Source organism: Collimonas sp. OK412 (assembly GCF_900112135.1).
Classification (GTDB): domain Bacteria; phylum Pseudomonadota; class Gammaproteobacteria; order Burkholderiales; family Burkholderiaceae_D; genus Collimonas; species Collimonas rhizosphaerae.
Window position 1 is genome coordinate 146340 of the sequence record NZ_FOLC01000005.1, and the last position, 24681, is coordinate 171020.

The 24681-nt window shown below is 60.0% G+C and carries 19 protein-coding genes; 4 read left to right on the forward strand and 15 right to left on the reverse strand.

The window, feature by feature from the left end:
- Positions 1–33 precede the first annotated feature (33 nt).
- Positions 34–1335, reverse strand: a complete 1302-nt coding sequence (locus BM062_RS07630; protein ID WP_092395449.1) for an NCS2 family permease — start codon at positions 1333–1335, stop codon at positions 34–36.
- Positions 1336–1832: 497 nt separating this feature from the next.
- Between BM062_RS07630 and xdhA the strand changes: the two genes are divergently transcribed.
- Genes xdhA through guaD form a run of 4 tightly spaced genes read left to right on the forward strand, consistent with a single transcriptional unit; the run spans position 1833 to position 8247 of the window.
- Positions 1833–3362 (forward strand): xanthine dehydrogenase small subunit, encoded by a 1530-nt coding sequence (gene xdhA / locus BM062_RS07635; protein WP_254784986.1) that lies wholly within the window; start codon positions 1833–1835, stop codon positions 3360–3362.
- A 9-nt stretch (positions 3363–3371) separates the two neighbouring features.
- On the forward strand, positions 3372–5735 hold the full coding sequence (xdhB, locus tag BM062_RS07640; protein ID WP_092395453.1) for a xanthine dehydrogenase molybdopterin binding subunit: 2364 nt from the start codon (positions 3372–3374) through the stop codon (positions 5733–5735).
- A gap of 14 nt (positions 5736–5749) precedes the next feature.
- On the forward strand, positions 5750–6838 hold the full coding sequence (gene xdhC / locus BM062_RS07645) for a xanthine dehydrogenase accessory protein XdhC (protein WP_092395455.1): 1089 nt from the start codon (positions 5750–5752) through the stop codon (positions 6836–6838).
- Positions 6839–6894: 56 nt separating this feature from the next.
- Positions 6895–8247, forward strand: a complete 1353-nt coding sequence (guaD, locus tag BM062_RS07650) for a guanine deaminase (RefSeq protein ID WP_092395457.1) — start codon at positions 6895–6897, stop codon at positions 8245–8247.
- A 59-nt stretch (positions 8248–8306) separates the two neighbouring features.
- Here the strand turns inward: guaD and BM062_RS07655 are convergent, their stop codons facing one another.
- The 14 genes from BM062_RS07655 to BM062_RS07720 all read right to left on the reverse strand — a co-directional run bounded on the left by BM062_RS07655 (position 8307) and on the right by BM062_RS07720 (position 24627).
- A complete protein-coding gene (locus BM062_RS07655) occupies positions 8307–9836 on the reverse strand; it encodes a SpoVR family protein (RefSeq protein WP_092395459.1) in 1530 nt (509 codons plus the stop codon).
- Positions 9833–11098 carry a YeaH/YhbH family protein gene (locus BM062_RS07660; RefSeq protein ID WP_092395461.1) on the reverse strand — a complete coding sequence of 422 codons (1266 nt, stop codon included), beginning with the start codon at positions 11096–11098 and terminating at the stop codon, positions 9833–9835. Before BM062_RS07660 ends, BM062_RS07655 begins: the two co-directional genes overlap by 4 nt.
- 57 nt (positions 11099–11155) lie before the next feature.
- The gene (locus BM062_RS07665) at positions 11156–13078 is read right to left on the reverse strand and encodes a PrkA family serine protein kinase (RefSeq protein ID WP_092395463.1); all 1923 of its coding nucleotides are present in this window, start codon (positions 13076–13078) and stop codon (positions 11156–11158) included.
- 152 nt (positions 13079–13230) lie between these two features.
- Positions 13231–14487: an AmpG family muropeptide MFS transporter gene (locus tag BM062_RS07670; protein WP_092395465.1), complete on the reverse strand. Its 1257-nt coding sequence runs from the start codon at positions 14485–14487 to the stop codon at positions 13231–13233.
- Positions 14488–14575: 88 nt separating this feature from the next.
- On the reverse strand, positions 14576–15178 hold the full coding sequence (metW, locus tag BM062_RS07675; protein ID WP_092395467.1) for a methionine biosynthesis protein MetW: 603 nt from the start codon (positions 15176–15178) through the stop codon (positions 14576–14578).
- A complete protein-coding gene (locus BM062_RS07680) occupies positions 15168–16346 on the reverse strand; it encodes a homoserine O-succinyltransferase MetX (RefSeq protein ID WP_092395469.1) in 1179 nt (392 codons plus the stop codon). The genes metW and BM062_RS07680 overlap by 11 nt, the downstream gene beginning before the upstream one ends.
- A gap of 253 nt (positions 16347–16599) precedes the next feature.
- Complete coding sequence (gene ptsP / locus BM062_RS07685; RefSeq protein WP_092395683.1) at positions 16600–18354, reverse strand: phosphoenolpyruvate--protein phosphotransferase; 1755 nt, start codon at positions 18352–18354, stop codon at positions 16600–16602.
- A 183-nt stretch (positions 18355–18537) separates the two neighbouring features.
- On the reverse strand, positions 18538–18807 hold the full coding sequence (locus tag BM062_RS07690) for an HPr family phosphocarrier protein (protein ID WP_092395471.1): 270 nt from the start codon (positions 18805–18807) through the stop codon (positions 18538–18540).
- A 49-nt stretch (positions 18808–18856) separates the two neighbouring features.
- Positions 18857–19261 carry a PTS sugar transporter subunit IIA gene (locus BM062_RS07695; protein ID WP_092395473.1) on the reverse strand — a complete coding sequence of 135 codons (405 nt, stop codon included), beginning with the start codon at positions 19259–19261 and terminating at the stop codon, positions 18857–18859.
- Between the two features lie 112 nt (positions 19262–19373).
- A complete protein-coding gene (gshB, locus tag BM062_RS07700) occupies positions 19374–20312 on the reverse strand; it encodes a glutathione synthase (RefSeq protein ID WP_092395475.1) in 939 nt (312 codons plus the stop codon).
- A gap of 133 nt (positions 20313–20445) precedes the next feature.
- Complete coding sequence (gene gshA / locus BM062_RS07705) at positions 20446–21744, reverse strand: glutamate--cysteine ligase (RefSeq protein ID WP_092395477.1); 1299 nt, start codon at positions 21742–21744, stop codon at positions 20446–20448.
- Between the two features lie 304 nt (positions 21745–22048).
- On the reverse strand, positions 22049–22597 hold the full coding sequence (locus BM062_RS07710) for a GNAT family N-acetyltransferase (protein WP_254784987.1): 549 nt from the start codon (positions 22595–22597) through the stop codon (positions 22049–22051).
- Positions 22598–22715: 118 nt separating this feature from the next.
- Positions 22716–24275 carry an ammonium transporter gene (locus BM062_RS07715; protein WP_092395481.1) on the reverse strand — a complete coding sequence of 520 codons (1560 nt, stop codon included), beginning with the start codon at positions 24273–24275 and terminating at the stop codon, positions 22716–22718.
- 13 nt (positions 24276–24288) lie between these two features.
- Positions 24289–24627, reverse strand: a complete 339-nt coding sequence (locus tag BM062_RS07720) for a P-II family nitrogen regulator (protein ID WP_014008135.1) — start codon at positions 24625–24627, stop codon at positions 24289–24291.
- Positions 24628–24681 lie beyond the last annotated feature (54 nt).

Sequence of the window (24681 nt, forward strand, 5' to 3'; positions counted from 1 at the left end):
GGCCATTATTTCAACCGGTAAGCAACCCCGTCGTCAGTCGCCGCCCAGGTGGATGAACTTGAACAGGAAGATCGCGGCAATCACCCACACCATCACCGGTACCTGCCTGGCGCGGCCGGTGAACAGTTTCAGCGCGGCGTACGAGATGAAGCCGAAGGCAATCCCGTTGGCGATCGAATAGGTGAACGGGATCATCAGCACCGTGATCACGGCAGGTACGCTTTCGGTGCTGTCTTCCCAATCCAGGTGCACCAGTTCGCGCAGCATCAGGCCGGCGACATAAAACAATGCCGGCGCGGTGGCATAGGCCGGCACCGCGCCAGCCAGCGGCGAAATGAACAGGCAAGCCAGGAACAGGATGCCGACCGCCAGCGAAGTCAGGCCGGTCCGGCCGCCGGCCTGGACCCCGGCGGCGCTTTCGACATAAGCGGTGGTGCTGGAGGTGCCCAGCAGGGTGCCGGCTACAATTGCCGTGCTGTCCGCCAGCAAAGCCTTGTTAAGACGCGCCATCTTGCCGTTGACCAGCAGGCCGGCGCGGTTCGCCACGCCCATCATGGTGCCGGTGGCGTCGAACATCTCGACCAGGAAAAACACCAGCACGATGTTGAGGATGCCCATCGACAAGGCGCCCATGATGTCGAGCTTGAACAGGGTCGGCTCGATCGACGGCGGCATCGCAACCACGCCGGTGAAGGTATTGCCGCCCACCAGGAAGCTCAGCACGGTCACGGCCAGGATGCCGATCAGGATCGCGCCCTTGACCTTCAGGTGGTCCAGCACCACGATCAGCAGGAAACCGACAATCGACAGGATCACCGGGATCTGGTGCAGGTCGCCGATCTGCACGAAGGTTGCCGGATTAGCAACTACCAGGCCCGAGCTCTTGAGCGCGATGAAACCGAGGAACAGGCCGATGCCGGAAGTAATCGCAATCCGTATCGTGGGCGGGATGCCATTGACGATCATGCCGCGGATGCCGACCAGGCTGACAATGATGAACAGGCAGCCGGAAATGAAGACCGCGCCGAGCGCCACTTCCCACGATACGCCCATGCCCTTCACCACGGCGTAGGCAAAGTAGGCGTTGAGGCCCATGCCGGGCGCCAGCGCAATCGGGTAGTTGGCATAGAGCGCCATGATCAGGGTGCCGATGGCGGCGGCCACGCAGGTGGCAACGAAAACGGCGCCTTTCGGCATGCCGGCGTCGCCCAGGATGGCGGGGTTGACGAAGATGATGTAGGCCATCGTCAGGAAAGTGGTCAGGCCGGCGATCAGCTCGGTGCGGACATCAGTACCGTTTTCCTTGAGTTTGAAGAAATTTTCTAGCAATTGCATTACGTGTGTCTCCTTGATTATTGTTGTTTTTGGTTTTCTGGCTGCCGCGCGGCCCCGCTTGGTGCGGGGTTCCGGCAAAGTAATGTGTTACAGAATGGGGTCACAAGTATGCTCCGGGATAAATATCAATTATTCCAGCGAGATGATAACCGCTCCCGCCGCCGTATTGATAGCCCCGGATTTGCGGCCGCCGACGATTTCCTCATTCTCGAAAATTCCGGAAATTATCAAATACACCACAAAATGCCAATACCCTGTTTGTGACACCAGTATTTGCTTCCATGAATTACTTATTCATTCCCTATTCCATTTTCCAGATACCTGACATCAGCCGTTTCGCTATATGGCGCGGCGGCGCAAATGCTAATCTGGGCTCATAATTAATAGGCCGTTGCAAAGCCAGCCTAGTCCTACCTAACCCGCACCCAGGCGATAGCGGCAATACGGTCCAAAGGCATGGTTTTTGCAGCAGCAGCTAAACCAGATTGGAGATTGCCTTGCCTACGCCAGCCCCTCATTCCACGGCCGATAGCGTCATCCGTTTCTACTACCGTGGAGAAATCCACGCGGTAGACCAGGCCGCGCCCACCCGCACCATCTTGCAGCACCTGCGGGAAGACCTGCACTGCACCGGCAGCAAGGAAGGCTGCGCCGAAGGCGATTGCGGCGCCTGCACTGTCGTCATCGGTGAACAGACTGCCGACGGCGTCACGCTCAAATCGGTCAATTCCTGCATCCAGTTCTTGCCGACGCTGGACGGCAAAGCCTTGTATACCGTCGAAGACCTGAAACAGAACAACGGCGCCTTGCATCCGGTGCAGCAAGCCATGGTCGAATGCCACGGCTCGCAATGCGGTTTCTGCACGCCCGGTTTTGTGATGTCGCTGTGGGACTTGTACCTGAAAAACGACGGCAGCCAGGCGCCTGCCTGCAGCGCCGCGGGCGCAAGCGCCTGCCAGCCGCTGCAACGCAAGGATATCGACATCGCGCTGTCCGGCAACCTGTGCCGCTGCACCGGCTACCGCCCTATCATCGACGCTGCGCACCGGATGGGTGAATTGCCGGCAGTCGGGTTCGACCGCCAGGCCCTGCAACAGGCGCTGCAGCCCTTGCAACGCGACGACATGTTCGTCTACCGCCACGATGGCCAGACTTTCTACGCGCCGCGCACCCTGGCGCAGCTGGTGGCGGTACGCGCCGCCAATCCCGGCGCGCGGATACTGGCCGGATCGACCGACGTCGGCTTGTGGGTGACCAAGCAGATGCGCGACCTGGGCGACATCATCTACCTCGGCCAGGTGAGCGAACTGAACGCTGTCGCCAGCCGCGACGGACAACTGGAAATCGGCGCCGGCGTAACGTTGAATGACGCCTATGCCGAGATCTGCAAGCACTATCCCGAACTGTCGGAAATGTGGCAGCGTTTCGCCTCGCTGCCGATCCGCAACGCCGGCACCCTGGGCGGCAACGTCGCCAACGGCTCGCCTATCGGCGACTCGCCGCCATGGCTGATCGCACTCGGCGCGCAAGTGGTGCTGCGCGGTCCGGCGGGGCAGCGCGCGATGCCGCTGGAAGCTCTGTACCTCGACTACATGAAGAAAGACATGCAGGCCGATGAATTCGTCGAAGCCGTGCGCATCCCGCTGCCGCATGCCGGGCTGCGCTTCCGCACCTACAAGCTGGCCAAACGCTTCGACCAGGATATTTCAGCCGTCTGCGCAGCGTTTTCGATCACGCTGGCCGGCGACACGATCAGCGATATCCGGATTGCCTACGGCGGCATGGCGGCAACGCCAAAGCGCGCCACGCTGACCGAGGCCGCCCTGCGCGGCCAGGTGTGGAGCGAAAGCGTGCTGGAAAACGCGGTAGCGCTGATGACGGACGACTACAAACCGTTGTCCGACATGCGCGCCTCCAGCGAATACCGGATGAAGACGTCGCAAAACCTGTTGCGCCGCTTCTGGCTGGAAACCCGCATCGATGCGCCGTTGCGCAGCGATCAGGTGAATCCTTTTGTGTGTGCCTGAGTCGACATCATGAATAAGCAAACTGAAGTTTTTATGAAACCAACGCCGCAAGGCAACAGTTCGGCCTGGGCCGAAGTCGGCCAGTCGCATCCGCACGAATCGGCGATATTGCATGTGCTGGGCGAAGCTACCTATACCGACGATATCCCGGAAGCGCAAGGCACTTTGCACGCCGCGCTCGGCATGTCGCAAAAGGCCCACGCCCGGATCCGTTCGATCAACTTCGACGCGGTGCGCAGCGCGCCTGGCGTGGTGGCAGTCTTCACCGAGGCCGACATCCCCGGCACCAACGACTGCGGTCCGATCCTCCACGATGATCCGATCCTGGCCAAGGGCCTGGTCGAATACGTGGGGCAGCCGATCTTCGCGGTGGTCGCGGACAGCCACGACAATGCGCGCCGCGCGGTGCGCAAGGTGGTCATCGATTATGAAGAGCTGCCAGCCATCCTGACGCCGCAAGCGGCGCATGCGGCGAAATCCTATGTATTGCCGCCTATGCACCTGGCGCGCGGCAATGCGCAGCAAGCTTTCGAAACCGCGGCGCACCGCGTCAGCGGCCAGCTGTATGTCGGCGGCCAGGAACAGTTTTACCTGGAAGGCCAGATTTCCTACGCCATCCCGAAAGAACAGAACGGCATGCTGGTGCTGTGCTCGACCCAGCATCCCACCGAGATGCAGCACGTGGTGGCGCATGCGCTGGGCGTGCATTCGCATAACATCGTGGTGGAATGCCGGCGCATGGGCGGCGGTTTCGGCGGCAAGGAATCGCAATCCGCCTTGTGGGCGGCAGTGGCGTCGATCGCCGCGGCCAAGCTGAAACGTCCGGTCAAGCTGCGCGCCGACCGCGATGACGACATGATGGTGACCGGCAAGCGCCATTGCTTCTATTACGATTACGAAGTGGGTTACGACGACGCCGGCCGGATTGTCGCCGCAAAAGTCGACATGGTGAGCCGCGCCGGCTTCTCGGCCGACCTGTCGGCGCCGGTGGCTACCCGCGCGGTCTGCCATTTCGACAATACCTACTACCTGTCCGATGTCGACATCAAAGCGAGCTGCGGCAAGACCAATACCCAGTCGAACACCGCCTTCCGCGGTTTTGGCGGCCCGCAGGGCGCGATTGCGATCGAATACATCGTCGATGAAATCGCCCGCAACCTGGGCCGCGATCCGCTCGATATCCGCAAACTGAATTTCTACGGCCGCAACGATGAAGAAGGCCGCAACGTCACCCAGTACGGCCAGAAAATCGTCGACAACGTGATCCATGAACTGGTGGCCGAACTCGAAGCCAGCAGCGAATACCGGCAACGGCGCGCTGCCATCGAAACCTTCAACGCCGGCAGCCCGGTGCTGAAAAAAGGCTTGGCGCTGACCCCGGTCAAATTCGGCATCGCCTTCAACGTCACCCACTTCAACCAGGCCGGCGCGCTGGTCCACGTGTACACCGACGGCTCGGTGCTGGTCAATCACGGCGGCACCGAAATGGGCCAGGGCATCAATACCAAGGTGGCGCAGGTCGTGGCGCATGAACTCGGGATCCCGCTGGAACTGGTGCGCGTCAGCGCCACCGACACCAGCAAGGTCGCCAACACGTCGGCCACTGCGGCGTCCACCGGCGCCGACCTGAACGGCAAGGCCGCGCAGGATGCCGCCCATACGATTCGCCGGCGCCTGGCGGAGTTCTTCGCCAAATTGCATGGCGGCGACGCCAAGGCGGTGGTGTTCGCCGCCGGCGCAGTCCATCTCGGCGAACACAGCATGGCTTTCGGCGACCTGGCGCAGAAAGCGTATCTGTCGCGGGTCCAGCTGTGGTCGGATGGTTTCTACGCCACGCCAGGCTTGCACTGGGATCCGAAAACCATGACCGGACGCCCGTTCTCCTACTTCGCTTACGGCGCCTCGGTGTCGGAAGTGGTGGTCGACACCTTCACCGGCGAATGGAAGCTGCTGCGCGCCGACGCCTTGTACGATGCCGGCCAGTCGCTCAATCCGGCGCTGGACATCGGCCAGGTTGAAGGCGCTTTCATCCAGGGCATGGGCTGGCTCACCACCGAAGAACTGTGGTGGAACAAGGACGGCAAGCTGATGACGCACGCACCGTCGACTTACAAGATCCCCGGCGTTTCCGACTGTCCCCAGGATTTCCGCGTCAAGCTGTTCAAGAACCGCAATGTCGAAGACAGCATCCATCGCTCCAAAGCCGTCGGCGAACCGCCTTTGCTGCTGCCGTTCTCGGTCTTTTTCGCGATCCGCGATGCGATCGCCAGCGTCGGCGGCAAGCGCTTCAATCCGCCGCTGAACGCACCGGCGACCAGCGAAGCGATCCTGAAGTCGGTCGACGCGGTGCGCGCCATGGCGCGCGCTGCCTGACCGGGAGGCACATCATGAGCAACTGGCTGGACGCACTCACCACGCTGATTACGCAACCCGCGCAAACCACCACGGCGATCCTGGTCACCGTGGCCCAGGTCGAAGGTTCCGGTCCGCGCGAGCCGGGCGCAAAGATGGTGGTGACCGCAGTCGGGCAGTTCGACACCATAGGCGGCGGCCATCTCGAATTGCAGGCGGTCAGGATTGCCCGCGAGATGCTGGACGAAGGCTTGTCGCTGAGCCGCGAGCGCCGCTTGCAGCGTTTTTCTCTCGGGCCATCGCTGGGCCAATGCTGCGGCGGCGTGGTACACCTGGCGTTTGAACGGGTGACCCCGGCCGCGGCCGACTATTTCAGTTTCCTGCAGCGCCGCCTGCGCGAAGCAGAGGACAGCTGGCGCCTGGTGGCGCTGGACGACGCCGCGCCGCCGGCTTTGTGCGACGGCGACGGCGAACGCCTGCACGGACCGGGACGGTTGCCGACCCTGCCCTCTTTGTCGACGCCATCCGTCAACGCCCTCGGCGCCTGCCTGGTCTTGCGCGACGATAACGGCAAGCGCTGGCTGCTCGATGCCTGCCTGGCGACCCGGCCGCTGCTGTTCCTGTTTGGCGCCGGCCATGTCGGCGCGGCCATCGTCAGGGCGCTGGGCGACCTGCCGTGCCGGGTAGTCTGGATCGACGAGCGGGAAGAAATGTTCCCGGACGAATTGCCGGCCAATGTCCGCGTGGAAGCAACCGATACGCCGGAAGCCATCGTGGATGGCGCCCCGGCCGGCTCCAGCTTCCTGGTCATGACGCACAACCATGCGCTCGACCAGCGCTTGTCGGCGCAGATCTTGCAGCGCGACGGCGTGGTCTGGTTCGGCCTGATCGGTTCGAAAAGCAAACGCATGCAGTTCGAACATCGTCTGCACGAGCGCGGCATTGCTCTTGAACGGCTGGCCGACATGGTCTGTCCGATCGGCATCCCGGGCATTGTCGGCAAGGAGCCGGCGGTCATCGCCGCCTCGGTCACCGCGCAGCTGCTGCAGGTCTGGGAACAGATCGCCAGGCAACAGCAGACCGCGGCGCCGCAGTTGCACTCGCAGCTGGTCAGCCCGATATAGTTCGCATCAGTTATTCATAGCAGCGCTTGCACGCGCTTTCATTCAAGGATAGTTTCATGGCAGTCATCAGCTTCAGCAATATCGACCAATCCTCCTTGCAGGCATACCGCGCCGGCGTTCTCCATTTCCATGCCGATCCGGCGCACCATGCCGACGCTTATGCATGGCATGAAGACGGCTTGCTGCTGGTGGCCGACGGCAAGGTGGTGGCGGCCGGCGATTACCAGCAGCTGTCGGCGCAATTGCGGGCTGAGCTGAAAGGCGAACTGAAGATCCAGGACTACCGCGGCAAGATCATCATGCCCGGCTTCATCGATACCCACCTGCACTACCCGCAAACCGACATGATCGCGTCGCCGGCGCCGGGTTTGCTGCCGTGGCTGGAAAAATATACGTTCCCGACCGAGCGCAAGTTCAGCGATCCGGCCCACGCCAAGGATGTCGCCACCTTCTTCATCGATGAGCTGCTGCGCTGCGGCACCACCACCGCGATGGTGTACTGCACCGTCAATCCGGTTTCGGTGGATGCCTTCTTCAGCGCCAGCGAAGCACGCAACCTGCGCATGGTGACCGGCAAGGTGCTGATGGACAGGAATTGTCCTGAGTTCCTGCAAGACACCGCCGAAGGCGGCATCCGCGACAGTGAAGAGCTGCTGAAGAAATGGCACAAGCGCGGCCGCCAGCTGTATGCAATCACGCCGCGTTTTGCGCCGACCTCCAGCAACGCCCAGCTGCAACTGGCCGGCGAGCTGGCGCAGGCGCATCCGGACGTCTACCTGCAAACCCACGCTGCGGAAAATATCGATGAAGTTGCCTGGGTTAAGTCGCTGTTCCCCGAATCGCGCAGCTACATGGATGTTTACGACAAATACGGCATGCTGCGTCCGCGCTCCATGTACGGCCATTGCGTCTGGCTCGACAACCATGATCGCCAGCGCATGGCGGAGACGCAATCGGCTATCGCGATCTGTCCGACTTCCAACCTGTTCCTCGGCAGCGGCCTGTTCGATTTCAAAGGCGCCGATGCGGCGGCCGTGCCGTTGTCGCTGGCGACCGACGTCGGCGGCGGCACCAGTTTCTCCATGCTGCAAACCATGAACGAAGCCTACAAGGTGGCGCGCATGGCGACCACCTACCTGCCGGCAATGCGGATGTTCTACCTGGCGACGCTGGGCGGCGCGCGCAGCATGCAGCTGGAAGGCACGATCGGCAATTTCGCGGCCGGCGCCGAAGCCGATTTCATCGTGCTCGATCCGCAAGCCACGCCGCTGCTGGCGCGCCGCAGCGAACGTACCGAGAGCCTGGAAGAACTGCTGTTTGCGCTGGCCTTGCTGGGCGACGACCGGGCGATTGCCGCGACCTATGCCGCCGGCAAGCTGGTGCATAGCCGGGCTGCGGCCAGCCAGTAAAAAAACAGCCCGGTTTGACCGGGCTGGCTGCTTGTATCAGCGTCGTTGCCAATCGTGTTTCATGGCCGCAGCGCATACTTGTTTTCGCTGACGCATTCATAGCGTTGCAAGACATTGCCGCTGTCGTCGACGCTCTCCAGGTACACATCAAACTGCCACAGGCGCGCCATATGCCGCAGGATTTCGTCGGTGCCGTCCGCCAGCGGCCGGCCGTCGCTGCGGAAATGGCGCAGCGTCAGGCTGCGGTCGCCGCGTGTGTTGACCGACCAGACCTGGATGTTCGGTTCGCGGTGGTTGATGTCGTACTGCCGTGACAGGGCTTGCCGCACATACTGGTAACCGGCGTCGTTATGGATCGCCGAGACTTCCAGTTCGCTACGGTTCTCGTCGTCCAGTACCGCGAACAGGCGCATGTCGCGTATCAGCTTCGGCGACAGGTACTGGGCGACAAAACTCTCATCCTTGAAATTGCGCATCGCGTAATGCAAGGTGTCCAGCCAAGGCGTTCCCGCCAGTTCGGGAAACCATTGCCGGTCTTCGTCGGTGGGCTTTTCGCAGATGCGGCGGATGTCGCTCATCATGCCGAAGCCCAGCGCATACGGATTCATGCCGCTGTAATACGATTTGGTCACCGGCGGCTGGTACACCACGTTGCTGTGCGAATGCAGGAACTCCATCATGAAGCCGTCGGTCAGCTTGCCCTCGTCGTACAGCGTGTTGAGGATGGTGTAATGCCAGAACGTGGCCCAGCCTTCGTTCATGACCTGGGTCTGGCGCTGCGGATAGAAATACTGTGCGATCTTGCGCACGATGCGGATCACTTCGCGCTCCCATGATTCCAGCAGCGGGGAATTCTTTTCGGCGAAATACAGCAGGTTCTCTTGCGTCTCGGGCGGGAAGCGCCCTTCCACCTGCTCGGCCGCTTCCGATTTTTTCTCCGGCAAGGTGCGCCACAATTCATTGACCTGCGATTGCATGTATTCGGCCCGCTCGCGCCGTTGCGCCCGCTCTTTTTCCAGCGACAGTTTCTGCGGCCGCTTGTAGCGGTCGACACCGTAATGCATCAAGGCATGGCAGGAATCGAGCAGTTCCTCGACCTTGGAAAAACCGTAGCGTTCTTCGCATTCGGCAATGTAGGCCTTGGCATAGACCAGGTAATCGATGATGGCGTGGGCGTCGGTCCACAGCTGGAACAGGTAGTTGCCCTTGAAGAAAGAATTATGCCCATACGCCGCATGCGCCACCACCAGCGCCTGCATGGTCATGGTGTTTTCTTCCATCAGGTAGGCGATGCACGGATTCGAATTGATGACGATTTCGTAGGCCAGCCCCATCTGTCCGCGCTTGTAGTCGCGTTCGGTCATCAGGAAATGCTTGCCGAACGACCAGTGCCGGTAATTCACCGGCATGCCGGCGGAAGCATAGGCATCCATCATCTGTTCGGCGGTGATGATTTCGAGCTGGATGGGATAGATATCCAGCTTGTAATTGGCCGCGACGCGGGCAATCTCATCGTTGTACAGCTCGATCAGGTCGAAAGTCCAGTCAGACGGACAAGGCAAGGGCTGGCGGATCAGACGGTCGTTCATGACTGCACCTGCTTTTCAAACAGTTCGCGGAACACCGGATAGATCTCGCTGGCAGCCTGCACTTTTTTCATGGCAAACTGGGGATTGACCGCAGCGATCTGCTGATATTCTGTCCATAGGTTCTGTTCTTCGACGGTAACCTGGATGTAGGCGAAATAGCGCGAACGCGGCAGTATTTCGAGTTCCAGCAGCTGCCGGCATTTGGGCGAATCGTCATTCCAGTTATCGCCGTCGGAGGCTTGCGCGCCGTAGATATTCCAGTCGCCCGGCGGATAACGGTCGTCGATGATCTGCTTCATCAGCTCCAGCGCGCTCGATACTACCGTGCCGCCGCTTTCCTGGGAATGAAAGAAGGTTTCTTCATCGACCTCGTCGGCGCGCGTGTGATGGCGGATGAAAACCACTTCGATATGTTCATAGTTACGGGTCAGGAACAGGTAAAGCAGAATAAAGAAACGCTTCGACAAGTCTTTGCGCTGCTCATCCATCGAGCCCGATACGTCCATCACGCAAAACATCACGGCCCGGCTTGACGGCTGCGGCACCTTGACCCGGTTGACGTAGCGCAGGTCGAAAGGATCGATGAACGGAATGCGCCAGATGCGCCCCTTCAGGTGATGGATATCGTCCTCCAGGCGCTTGATTTCATCACGCCGGTCTTGCGGATCGGCCTTGAGCGTCTCCATCAGCAGTTCCAGCTCGCGCAGCTTGACCACCAGCGGCGAACCAAGCGCAATCCGGCGTCCCAGCGAGCTGCGCAGGGAACGCACGATGTCGATGTTGTTGGGCGTGCCGTCTGTCGAATAGCCGGCGCGCATGTTTTTCCAGCTCGGCACCGCCAGCAGGTTGGTCTTGATCAGGCGCGGCAACTCCAGGTCTTCAAAGAAATACTGCATAAATTCTTCGCGCGAGAGCTGGAACACGAACTCGTCTTCGCCTTCGCCGTGGTCGCTGGCCGAGCTGCCGCCACCGCCCTGGCCGCCTTCCGGGCGGGCAATGCGGTCGCCTTGCAGGTAATCCTGGTTGCCGGGATGGACCATCTCGCGCTTGCCGCCGGGGCCGTGGCCGAATACCGGTTCGCTGATGCCCTTGCGCGGGATGCTGATGCTCTTGGCGTTCTCGATTTCCTTGATGCCGCGGTCGCGCACGGCTTCCGTCACCGAGCGATGGATGGCCGCCCGGAAGCGCCGCAAGAAACGCTCCCGGTTGGCAATGCTTTTGTTCTTGCCAGACAGTCTACGGTCGATTATCTGATGCAACACGGTCGGCTCTCCTAGGGTGAGTCGCTGCATTTATCCAATGCGTGCCCAATTCCCACCTTACGACGATTTGCGCACGCGCAGATACCATTCGCACAGCAAGCGCACCTGTTTCGGCGTGTAACCCTTGCTGACCATGCGATTGACGAAATCTTCATGCTTGCGCAATTCTTCGTTCGAACCTTTGGCGTTGAATGAAATGACCGGTAACAAGTCTTCGGTATTCGAGAACATTTTCTTCTCGATCACCACGCGCAGTTTTTCGTAACTGGTCCAGAGCGGATTCTTGCCGGCGTTCGAGACCCGTGCGCGCAACACGAAATTAACGATTTCGTTACGGAAATCCTTGGGATTGCTGATGCCGGCAGGTTTTTCGATTTTTTCCAGCTCGCCGTTCAAGGCCGCGCGGTCAAAGCTTTCGCCGGTGTCATGGTCGCGGAATTCCTGGTCCTGTATCCAGAAATCGGCATAGGTGACGTAGCGGTCGAAGACGTTCTGGCCGTATTCGGAATACGATTCCAGGTAGGCGGTCTGGATTTCCTTGCCGATGAACTCGGCATAACGCGTCGCCAGCGTATCTTTCACGTACGACAGGTACTTCTGCTCGACCTCTTGCGGGAACTGCTCGCGTTCGATCTGCTGTTCCAGCACATACATCAGGTGCACCGGATTGGCAGCCACTTCGGTCGAATCGAAATTGAATACGCGCGACAGTATCTTAAAAGCGAAGCGGGTCGAGACCCCGGTCATGCCCTCGTCGACACCGGCATAATCGCGGTATTCCTGGAACGACTTGGCTTTCGGATCGCTGTCCTTCAGGTTCTCGCCGTCATACACCTGCATTTTCGAGAAGATGCTGGAGTTCTCCGGCTCGCCCAGCCGCGTCAGGATGGAAAACTGCGCCATCATTTTCAGCGTGCCCGGCGCGCAGATCGCCTTGCCCAGCGATGAAGTGCGGATCAGCTTTTCGTAGATCTTGATTTCTTCCGACACCCGCAGGCAATACGGCACCTTGACGATGTAGATGCGATCCAGCAAGGCTTCGTTGTTCTTGTTGTTGCGGAACGCCTTCCATTCCGACTCGTTGGAGTGGGCCAGGATGATGCCGTCGAACGGGATCGCGCCGAAACCTTCGGTGCCCTTGAAATTGCCTTCCTGGGTTGCAGTCAGCAAAGGATGCAGCACCTTGATCGGCGCCTTGAACATTTCGACGAATTCCAGCAAACCCTGGTTCGACAGGCACAGCCCGCCGGAGTAGCTGTAGGCGTCGGCATCGTCTTGCGAATATTGCTCCAGCTTGCGGATATCGACCTTGCCGACCAGGGTGGAAATGTCCTGGTTGTTTTCATCGCCCGGCTCTGTCTTGGAAATCGCGACTTGCCGCAGGATCGACGGATAGCGTTTGACCACGCGGAACTTGCGGATGTCGCCGTTGAACTCATGCAGCCGCTTGACCGCCCACGGGCTCAGTATCGATTTGAGATAGCGGCGCGGGATGCCGTACTGTTCTTCCAGGATGGCGCCGTCCTCTTCGTAATCGAACAGGCCCAGCGGCGACTCGTTGACCGGCGATCCCTTGAGGGAATAGAACGGCACATGCTCCATCAATTGTTTGAGGCGTTCGGCGATCGACGATTTGCCGCCGCCCACCGGACCGAGCAGATAGAGGATCTGCTTGCGTTCTTCCAGGCCTTGCGCCGCGTGCCGGAAATAAGCGACCACTTGTTCGATCACTTCTTCAGCGCCGTAGAATTCCTTGAACGCCGGATAGACCTTGAGCACCTTGTTGGCAAAGATCCGCGACAAGGAAGGGTCGTGCCGCGTATCGACCTGATGCGGTTCGCCTATCGCCATCAGCATGCGTTCCCCGGCTGTTGCATAACAGCTGGGGTCAGTCTTACAAAGCGCAAGATATTCTTCTAAGGAAAATTCTTCTTCTCTGGTTTTGTCGAACCGACTCGCAAAGCTGCTGTAGATATCCATATCACCCCCGCATCAACGATGTTGCGAAAACAAATTGAAGATTATTTCTACCGAATTCGACCTCTTCAGATACGCACAGTTCCTTGGTCAGCCAGCTTCGTTTTTCGATGCGGCCCAGAAGAGGATTACACGATTTGATTCTAAACCTTTTTCTAAGATGCAACAGGGTTTTCTGTTTTTTCATTCCACGGTGCGACCTTGAATAAAATCAACATCCCCGGCAGCGCCAGCACAAAACATAAAATGAAAAAATGGAACCAGCCGGTTTCAGCAACAATATAACCGACCGAGGAATTGATAAAGGTGCGCGGCACCGCAGCAAGGCTGGTAAACAGGGCGTATTGGGTCGCCGTGTAGCGCGGATCGGTGGTGCGCGCGATATAGGCCACGAAAGCGGCGGTGCCGAGGCCGACGCCGAACGCCTCGCCGCCGATCACGATGGCCAGCACCAGCGGATCCGGGCCGGCCTGGGCCAGCCAGGCAAAACCGAGGATGGTCACAGCCTGCACCACGCCGAAGATCCACAAGGCGCGGTTAATCCCGATCTGCACCATCCAGATGCCGCCGACCAGGCCGCCGACCAAGCTGGCCCACAAGCTGGTGGTCTTGGAAATGACGCCGATCTGGGTCAGCGAAAAACCGAGATCGATATAAAACCTGGTAGCAAGCGCGGTCGCCATGCTGTCGCCGAGCTTGTACAGGAAGATGAAAGCCAGCACCCACAACGCGCTGCGCCAGCCGTCGCGGGCGATGAATTCCTGGAACGGCAATACCACAGCCTGCCGCAGGTTCTTGGGCGGCGCGCCGTATACCGCCGGTTCCTTGATCATCAGGGTACAGACCAGGCCCGGCAGCATGAACCCTGCCGTGATCCAGAATACCGCTTGCCAGCTCATGTGGTCGGCCAGGAACAGCGACAAGGCGCCCGGCACCATGCCCGCTACCTTGTAGGCGTTGACGTTGATCGCCGCACCCAGGCCCTGCTCGCTGTCGGGCAGGATCTCGCGCCGGTAGGCGTCGATCACGATATCCTGGCTGGCCGACAGGAACGCCACCAGCGACGCCATGAAGGCAATCGCCGCCACCTGGGCGTGCGGATCAAGCATGCCCATGCTGCCGATGGCGACGAACAGGCTGGCCTGAGTCAGCATCATCCAGCTGCGCCGGCGGCCCAGCTTGCCGAAATGAAAGCGGTCCATCAGCGGCGACCACAGGAATTTCCAGGTGTAGGGAAACATCACCAGCGCGAACAGGCCGAGCGCTTTCACATCAAGGCCGGATTTACTCAGCCAGGCTTGCAGCAAACTGAGCAGGATGAACAGCGGCAGGCCAGAACTGAAGCCGAGGAAGGCGCAGATCAGCATGCGCCGGTTGAGATAGTGATGCCAGGGATTTGAATCTGATGTCATGGATGCGCCCGCGGCGGCGGGAGTTCAGGATAAACCGCCAGGCTGCGGCTTCAGCAGCAGCCCGGCGGCATATCCTTTATTTTTTAGGTTATTTCTTACGAAATCGGAATACCGCAAGACTACCACGCCAGTTTGGCAGCACCGAGATCGGCCGGCCATCGTGCAGGGCGACGCATTCGAGCACTTCCAGGCCGACTTCATTGGCCAGCTCTTCAAAATCCTTGATGGTGGCGCAGCGCAGGTTGGGCGTGTCATACCATTCGTAAGGCAAGGACTTGGACACCGGCATGCGCCCGCGCAACAGCGCTACCCGGTGCGGCCAGTAGGCAAAGTTGGGGAAGGAGACGATTGCTTCGCGGCCGACGCGGGCGATGTCGCGTAATACTCCTTCAACATTTTTCATCATCTGCAGCGCCGACAGGCACAGCACCGTGTCGAAGGCGTTGTCGGCGAACAGCGTCAATCCGGCTTCCATGTCTTGCTGGATCACCGAAACGCCGCGCGCCACGCAGACCGGAATCTTGGCGTCGTCGATTTCGACGCCATAACCCGCGCATTGCTTGTCGGACTGCAGGTAATCGAGCATGACGCCGTCGCCGCACCCCAGGTCCAGCACCTGCGACTCGCCGCGCACCCAGTGCGCGATAAAGGCCAGGTCGGGCCGCAAGCTGCTCAATTGATCAAAATTCATGTACTGCTCCTGCTGCTTCAGTCACTGCGCTCGGCGCCGCCGGCTGTTCCAGCTCCTGCCAGATCCGGTTGTAATATTCGCCCACCACGCTCATGTAACGCGGATCGTCCAGCAAAAATGCATCGTGGCCGTGCGGAGCGTCGATCTCGGCGTAGCTGACGCGGCGCTTGTTGTTGACCAGGGCCTGCACTATTTCACGGCTGCGTTCCGGCGAAAAACGCCAGTCGGTCATGAACGAGACCAGCAGGAACTGCGCCTGGGTCTTGCTCAAGGCGAGGGTCAGGTCGCCGCCGTATTCCTTGGCCGGATCGAAATAATCGAGGGCCTTGGTGATCAGCAGATAGGTGTTGGCGTCAAAGTATTCGGAAAATTTGTCGCCCTGGTAGCGCAGGTAGGATTCGATTTCAAAATCGATGCCGAAGCCGAACTGGTAGGCGCCGGAACGCAGGTCGCGGCCGAATTTCTCGGCCATGTCGTCATCCGACAGATAGGTGATGTGGCCCACCATGCGCGCCACCCGCAAACCGTTCTTGGGCACCACGCCATGGGCGTAATAATCGCCGCCATGGAAACCGGGATCGGTCAGGATAGCCTGGCGCGCGACGTCGTTGAAAGCAATGTTCTGCGCCGACAGCTTGGGGGTCGAGGCAATCACCACGCAATGCCGCAGGCGGGTTGGATACGCCAGGCTCCAGGCCAGCGCCTGCATGCCGCCCAGCGAACCGCCCATGACGGCGGCGAACTGCCTGATGCCAAGCGCATCGGCCAGGCGTGCTTGCGCTTGCACCCAGTCTTCCACGGTCACCACCGGGAATTCCGCGCCGTATGGCTTGCCGGTGGCGGCATTGATGTGCATCGGACCGGTCGAACCGAAACAGGAACCCAGGTTGTTGACGCCGATGACGAAGAACTTGCTGGTGTCGAGCGCCTTGCCCGGCCCCACCATGTTGTCCCACCAGCCGACATTCTTTTCATCGTCCTGGTACACGCCGGCGACGTGATGCGAGGCGTTCAGGGCGTGGCAGACCAGCACCGCATTCGACTTGTCGGCGTTGAGGCTGCCGTAGGTTTCATACACCAGCGTGTAATCCGCCAGCAGCGCGCCGCTTTGCAACTGCAGCGGCGTCGCGAAATGCATGGACTGCGGGGCTACTATTCCTTGGGACATGGCTGGTACGGTAGGCATGAGAGTTGTATGGAAATAAAAAAAGCCCGAGAGCTTTCGCTAATCGGGCTAAATTCTGGGCTTGTACGTCAAGCTCGCTTTAGCCGTATTTATTTGGCATCGCCTGGTCCTTGGACCGGGTGATGCCGCGCGCCCGCAAGCTGAGGTGGTGAAACCATTCAAATCGGCGCGATAAGCTTAAGAATAACCAAGTCGGGGCCTGGCGTCAAACCTGAACGCATGGAACAGGTAATTATTATGCGGTCATGCGCATCTGGTTGACTGCCGCCGCAATCGCGCTCGGCTCGGTGTTGCGCAGGATTTTCCGGGTTTGCAGCGTCAGTTCGTCCAGGTCGCTGTTCAGTACTTCCTGCTTCACCGCCAGCAGCTGCGCCGGATGCATGGAAAATTCCAGCAAACCCATGCCCAGCAGCAATCGGGTGAACTTGACGTCGCCCGCCATTTCGCCGCAGACCGACACCGGGATGCCGGCCTTGCGCCCCAGCGCGATCACGGTCGACAGCAGGAACAGGACCGCCGGGTGCAGCGGATTATACAAATGCGCTACTTCGTGGTCGACGCGGTCGATCGCCAGCGTGTACTGGATCAGGTCATTGGTGCCGATCGACAGGAAATCCATGCGCTTGATGAACATCGGCAAGGCCAGCGCCGCTGCCGGGATTTCGATCATGGCGCCGGTCTGGATCGCCTCGTCGAAGGCGACGCCTTCATCGCGCAGCTGCTGCTTGGCTTGCGCGATCATGGCCAGGGTCTGGTCGATCTCGAAAGCATGCGCCAGCATCGGGATCAGCAGCTTGACCTTGCCAAAGGCCGAAGCGCGCAAGATTGCCCGCAGCTGCGTCAGGAACAGCTGCGGCTCGGCCAGGCAGTAGCGGATCGCGCGCAGGCCCAGCGCCGGGTTGAGCGCGGTCTGTTCTTCGGTGTTGATGGGCTTGTCGGCGCCGACGTCCAGCGTGCGGATCGTCACCGGCCGGCCCTTCATCGCCGTTACTGCCTGCCGGTAGGATTCGAACTGCTCATCCTCGGTCGGCAGCTCGTGCTGGGGGCCGATGCGGCCCATGAACAGGAATTCCGAACGGAACAGGCCGACCCCGCTGGCGCCGGCATCCATCGCCGCCGCGCAATCGCTGGGCAGTTCAATGTTGGCCAGCAGGCTGATTTCCGTGCCGTCCAGGGTCACCGCGCGGGTCTTCTTGATCTTGCCGAGTTTCCTGCGCGAACGCAGCAGGTGCACCTGCCGTTCGCGGTATTGTTTGAGTATCACTGTTGCCGGGTCGACAATGACAACACCGGCGTCGCCGTCGATGATGATCCAGTCGTCCTGCTTGATCAGGCGCGAAGCGTTGTTCATGCCGACCGCGGCCGGGATATCCAGGCTGCGCGCGACGATCGCGGTATGCGAATTCTGGCCGCCGAGGTCGGTGACGAAACCGGCGAACGCGCGGTCGCGGAACTGCAGCATGTCGGCCGGGGAAATGTCATAGGCGACCACCACGATATTGGCGAACGAAGCGCCGTCGCTGTCGACTTCCGGCAACCGGGTGGAGGTGCCGGTCAGCACTTTCAGCAGGCGTTCGCCCACCTGCAGCACATCCATCTTGCGCTCGCGCAGGTAGGTGTCTTCGATTTCATCGAACTGCGCCGACAATTCGTCGATCTGGGTTACCAGCGCCCACTCGGCGTTGTATTGGCGGTTGCGGATGATATCGAGCGACATCTCGGCCAGCATCGGGTCCGACAGGATCAGCAGGTGGACGTCGACAAAGGCGCCCAGCTCGGGCGGCGATTCTTTCGGCAGGTCGGCGCGTATGGTCTGCAGCTCGGTACGCACCCTGGTGACGGCGTTCTGCAAGCGCTGGACTTCGGCTTCGACCTCGGTTTCGCCGATCAGGTAATGTTTGACGTCCATCGCCGCCGGCGCCAGCAGATGGGCGCGGCCGATCGCGATGCCGCGTGAAACCGGGATGCCGTGTAAGGTGAAAGATGCCATCTGGTCGCCCAATTTTATACATTGTGGAGCAGGACCCGGGAGACGCCTGGATCAACCTTGCGGCGAATTGCGCTCCCGGTGCGGCCCTGTCCTCAACTGACTAGATAAAACGTTTAAATTGCAAAGAAAATAATTGGGCAGTGCCCGGACACGCGTCTCGGCGCGTCCGTTCACAAATCAGGATCATTCCCCCTCGCCGAACTTGTCTTGAATCAGCTGGTATAAGGCATCAAAGCAGGTCTTCTCATCCTCGCCGTCGGCTTCCAGCAATATCGTGCTGCCCTTGCCGGCCGCCAGCATCATCACGCCCATGATCGACTTGGCGTTGACGCGGCGCTTGTTGCGGGTCATCCAGACTTCACTTTTGAATTTGCTTGCCAGTTGCGTAAATTTGGCTGACGCGCGAGCGTGCAAGCCGAGTTTGTTGATGATTTCGATTTCTTGTTGAATCATTTGTCTTTTATCTAATATTGGATTTATTGAAAGACCCGGCCCTGGCAAATCAGTGCGCCACCCGCACCCGGTTATCGACCCTGACCGCCCCGCCCTGGCCGCCGGCCAGCGCCATTTCGGTCACCACGTCCAGCGTGTCGTTGCGATAGGTCAAGGCGCGCAGCAGCATCGGCAAGCTGATGCCGGCAATCACCTGGGTCTGGTTGCCGGTGCAAAACGGCAGCGTGCAATTGGATGGCGTACCGCCCATGACGTCGGTAATCACCAGCACCCCCGAACCATCGTCCAGGCGTGCAGCGGCCTGCTTGGCCAGTTTTTGCACTTCGACGGGATTCTGGTCGGCGACCACGTCGATCGCTTCAAGCCGCTCCGGCGTCTGGCGAAACACATGAGAGGCAGCCGCGATGAATGCCTGGCCCAGGGGGGCGTGGGTTAAAAGGAGAATGCCAATCATAGTTTCAATTTCAAATCCGGCTTACGGATTCGTCCCGGTTTACAACGGTTTTACAGCAACGACCATCCTGGTCCACAGCTTTGGCTGTCAACAACCAGAACAACAAAATAAGTTACAGCGCCGCTTCCAGCGCGTCGATAAACATCTCGGCGACATCAAAACCGGCCTGCTGCTTGATTTCCTGGAAGCAAGTCGGGCTGGTGACGTTGACTTCAGTCAGATAATCGCCAATCACATCTAATCCTACCAGTAACAGGCCGCGCTGTGATAACACCGGCCCAAGTGCTTCGCCGATTTCACGGTCGCGCGCCGTCAGCGGCTGCGCCACGCCGACGCCGCCGGCCGCCAGGTTGCCGCGCACCTCGCTGCCTTGCGGAATCCGCGCCAGCGAATAGGGCACGACTTTACCGCCAATTACCAGCACGCGCTTGTCGCCGGCGACTATTTCCGGGATGAAGCGCTGGATCATGATGGTGCGATGGCCGTTGTCGGTCAGGGTTTCGATGATCGAGCCCAGGTTCAGGCCGTCTTGCCGCACCCGGAAAATACCGGTGCCGCCCATGCCGTCGAGCGGCTTCAGGATCACATCCTGGTGTTCTGCGTGGAAGGCGCGCAAGCGTGCCGCATCGCGCGTCACCAGGGTCGGCGAAGTGTATTTGGAGAATTGGGCAATCGCCAGCTTTTCATTGTGGTCGCGGATCGCCTGCGGTTTGTTGAATACCCGGGCGCCTTGTGTTTCCGCCAATTCCAGCAGGTAGGTGGTGTAGATGTACTCCATGTCGAAAGGCGGGTCCTTGCGCAACAGGATCGCATCGAATTCCGACAGGAACATGGCGGCGGGCGCGCTGGCCCGGTACCAGTCCTTGTCGTCGCCGGTCAGGCTGACGCGCACCACGTTGGCGGTGACAACCCCGCTTTCCAGCGCCATGTCCTTTTGCTCGAACGCATAGATGGTGTGGCCGCGCTTGACGGCTTCGACCATCATGGCGTAAGTCGAATCCTTGTACGTCTTGAAGGTATCCAGCGGATCGGCGAGGAAAGCTATTTTCATTTTCTATCCTGTATTAGTATTCTTTGCACATCAATCGTTTTATCTGATCAGTTGGGGACAGAGTCGCACAGACCGTGTAATTCGCCACGCTGCGGTGGCTCTTAAACCCTACCCGGGCAGCTCTGTCCCACAATCAGTATTCCTCTGGATTGGGATCGGTCTTTTCCATTTCAAGCGAAGCCGCCAGCAAACCGAGACGTGCGACCACGCCATACATATAGAAGCGGTTCGGCGCGGTAGTGCCCGGCTTGGCCAGCATGTCCGGCAGCGCATGCTGCTGGGCGAACGCCAGCGGCACGAAATGGGCGCCCGGCGCATTCAGGTTTTCATTGATGCCGCGTTCGGCATGCACGCGGTAAAAGCCGCCGACCACGTAACGGTCGATCATGTACACCACCGGTTCCGCCACCGCATCATTGATATGCTCGAAAGTATGGACGCCTTCCTGGATGATCAGGTCGTGGATTTCGCCGCCGGCCTTGCCCAGCGACAGCTTCTCGCGCTGCTTGCGGCTCAGCTCCTTGATCTGGCTGACGTCGGTCACGCTCATCACGCCCATGCCGTCGGTGCCGGCGTCGGCCTTGACGATCACGAACGGTTTTTCCGTGATGCCGTATTCCTTGTATTTCTTGCGGATCTTGGCCAGCAGCGAGCTGACGGCGGCCGCCAGCTTGTCGTCGCCGTCCGCCGCGTCGAAATCGACCTGGTCGACCTTGGCGAAGAACGGATTCAGCATCCACGGATCGACATCCACCAGCTTCGAAAACTTCTTCACCACTTCGTCGTAGGCCATGAAATGGTTGCTCTTGCGGCGCACGGTCCAGCCGGCGTGCAGCGGCGGCAGCACATTTTGTTCGTTCAGGTTCTCCAGTATCGACGGCGTACCGGAAGACAGGTCGTTATTCAGCAAAATGGTGCACGGGTCGAAATTCTTCAAACCCAGCCGGCGGCCGTTGGCGGAGCGCTCCATCGGCTCCAGCGTAATGGTGCTGCCGTCCGGCAATTCGATCGTCTGTGCTTCTTTCACGCTTTCATCGAGCGTACCCAGCCGCACATGCAAGCCGGTCTGGCGGAAAATCTGCATCAGCCGCGCCACGTTCTGCAGATAAAAGGTATTGCGCGTGTTCAGTTCCGGCAGCAGCAGCAGGTTCTTGGCGTCCGGACAATATTTTTCGATGGCGGCCATGGCCGCCTGTATCGCCAGCGGCAACATTTCGGGCGAAAGATTGCTGAATCCGCCCGGGAACAGGTTGGTATCCACCGGGGCCAGCTTGTAGCCCGAGTTGCGCAGGTCGACCGAGCAATAGAACGGCGGCGTATGCTCTTGCCATTCCATCCGGAACCAGCGCTCGATAGCCGGGGTGGCTGCGAGGATTTTCTTTTCCAGATCGAGCAAAGGGCCGTTCAGGGCGGTGACAAGGTGCGGAACCATATAAAACTTTCTTTTGGGAACTATGCAGCGAACTTGCGCAACTGCCCATGACAGGAATGTCTTTCAGGACTCCCATGACAGGCAAGAGACGCAGATTCTAACGGGAAATGCATTATTTCGCCGGTCTACCGCCGGGATGCCATCCACGGCGACGCTCCGGCAGGTGCGTCTATGAGCCAAGTTTACATCGGGCCGGTCGCGGATTTTTAAAGTCCCGGAAAAACAAAAAAGCGCCGTCAGGCGCCTTGTAAATCGTGTCACATTGTTATCGGATTCGAGCGTAATTGCCGCTAACCCCTCAGGATCAGATCCGTTTATACATGAAGCTGCTGTCGCTCAGCTTGCCGGTGGTCGAGCGGGCATAGGCGGGAACGATGCCGGCCAGTTCAAATCCGAGCGAGCTATACAGGGATTCCGCCGCGTCGCCGGTGCGTGTCTCCAGGAACAGCAGCGAGCGGCCGTCGGCGCGCGCAATCGTCTCTGTCTTTTGCATCAGCACGCGCGCCACGCCTTTGCGCCGCACGTCGGGATGCACCAGCAGCTTGGAAATCTCGGCGCGGTGACGGCCGTTGGCCGGCGCCGCCAGCACCAGCTGCACGGTGCCGACGATCTGGCCGGCAAAGCGCGCCACCAGCAAGCGCCGGCCGCCGCTCACCAGCGAGCCGCTGACGCCGTACCAGAATGAAAAAGCATCTTCGGTATTCGGCGTATCCAGGAATCCGATGCTGGCGCCCTGCTCCACGCACGCCATCAGGATATCGGTGAGCGGCCCCACCACCTGATCGAACTGGTTCGCCTTGACGTCTTCAACCGTGCATGCGGTCAGGCGTTGCGGGGTGATGGTCGGGTCCAAGCTGGAATCTCCTGAAACGGCTACGTCAAAAAAACAAATCCCAGGACGAGCCCGGGATTGCATCGAACATCGCACCGGATAGCCAATGCTGCAGCTATCCAGCGCAATCAGGCAAGACTCAGTCGTGATAAGCAGATTCGCCATGGCTGGAGATGTCCAGGCCTTCGCGTTCTTCTTCTTCGGTCACGCGCAAGCCCATGACGATGTCGACCAGCTTGAATGCGATCAGCGACACCACGCCCGACCAGACCAGGGTCGTCAGCACGCCTTCAAACTGGATCCACAGCTGGCCAGTGATCGAATAGTCTGGCAGCACTGCATTGGTGACATAGTCATAGATGCCGACGCCGCCCAGGCTAGGCGCCGCAAACACGCCGGTCAGCAATGCGCCCAGGATACCGCCGACGCCATGCACGCCGAACACGTCCAGCGCATCGTCCGCACCAAGCAGGCGTTTCAGGCCGGTGACACCCCACAGGCAGATGAAGCCAGCCAGCAAGCCCATGATCAGAGCGCCCATCGGGCCGACGAAACCGGCGGCAGGCGTAATCGCCACCAGGCCGGCGACCGCACCCGAAGCGCCGCCCAGCATCGACGGCTTGCCCTTGCCGATCCATTCACCGGCGCTCCAGCTCAACACCGCAGCGGCAGTCGCCAGCAAGGTATTGATGAAAGCCAGTGCGGCGCTGCCGTTGGCTTCCAGCGCGGAGCCGGCGTTGAAACCGAACCAGCCGAACCACAGCAGCGAAGCGCCGACCATGGTCAGGGTCAGGCTATGCGGCTTGAATGCTTCCTTGCCGAAGCCGACGCGCTTGCCGATCACGTACGAACCAACCAGGCCCGCGATAGCGGCATTGATATGCACCACGGTGCCGCCGGCGAAATCGAGCGCGCCCTTCTGGAACAGCCAGCCGCCGGTAGCGGTCAGTTTTTCCGCGGCAGCGGCATCGGTAAAGCCATCAGGACCAGGCCAGAACCAGACCATGTGCGCCATCGGCAGGTAAGCGAACGTGAACCACAGGACCGTGAACACCAGGATCGCGGAGAACTTTGCGCGCTCGGCGAAGGCGCCGATGATCAGCGCACAGGTGATCGCGGCAAACGCCCCCTGGAACACCACGTAGGCAAACTCAGGCACTACCACGCCTTTGCTGAAAGTGGCGGCAACCGAATCCGGCGTCATGCCGTGCAAGAACAGGCGGCTGAATCCGCCGAAGAAGGCATTGCCCTCGGTGAACGCAATGCTGTAACCGTAAAGTATCCACAGTACGATGATCAGCGAGAACACCGTGAAGCATTGCATCAGCACCGACAGCATGTTCTTGCTGCGCACCAGGCCGCCGTAGAACAGGCCCAGGCCCGGCAAAGTCATCAGGATCACGAACGCGGTCGATACCAGCAGCCAGGCAGTATCGCCCTTGTTCGGCACCGGCGCCGCAGGCGCGGCGGCAGCCGGAGCGCTGGCGGCCGGAGCGGCCGCTGCCGGCGCCGCAGCAACCGATGCCGCAGGCGCGGCAGCCGGAGCTGCGGTGGAAGCATCCGCACTGGCAGCCGCCACGCTTGCGCTTGCGCTAGCGCTTGCCGATGCCTCGTCGGCGGCACGGGCCGGCAACATGGAAGTAGCCGCGATCAGCGTGCAAGCCGCCAAAATCGTAGCAAACGTACTTTTGATGTTCATATTTTTTATCCCCTTAGATTGCATCTTTGCCGGTTTCACCGGTACGAATACGAATAACTTCCTGCAGATCAAATACAAAAATCTTGCCGTCGCCGATCTTGCCGGTGCGCGCCGCGTTTTCAATCGCTTCTACCGCCTGTTCCAGGATGCTGTCGTCCACCGCTGCTTCGATTTTCGTCTTCGGCAAGAAGTCGACCACGTATTCGGCGCCGCGGTACAGCTCAGTATGCCCTTTCTGGCGGCCGAAACCCTTGACCTCGGTCACGGTAATGCCTTGCACGCCAATCGCCGAAAGCGCTTCGCGCACCTCGTCGAGCTTAAATGGTTTGATGATTGCTGTAATCAGTTTCATGTCGGCCTCGTTGTTTTATCGAATTTAGGAATTCAGCTCACTCAGGTTTTGCGT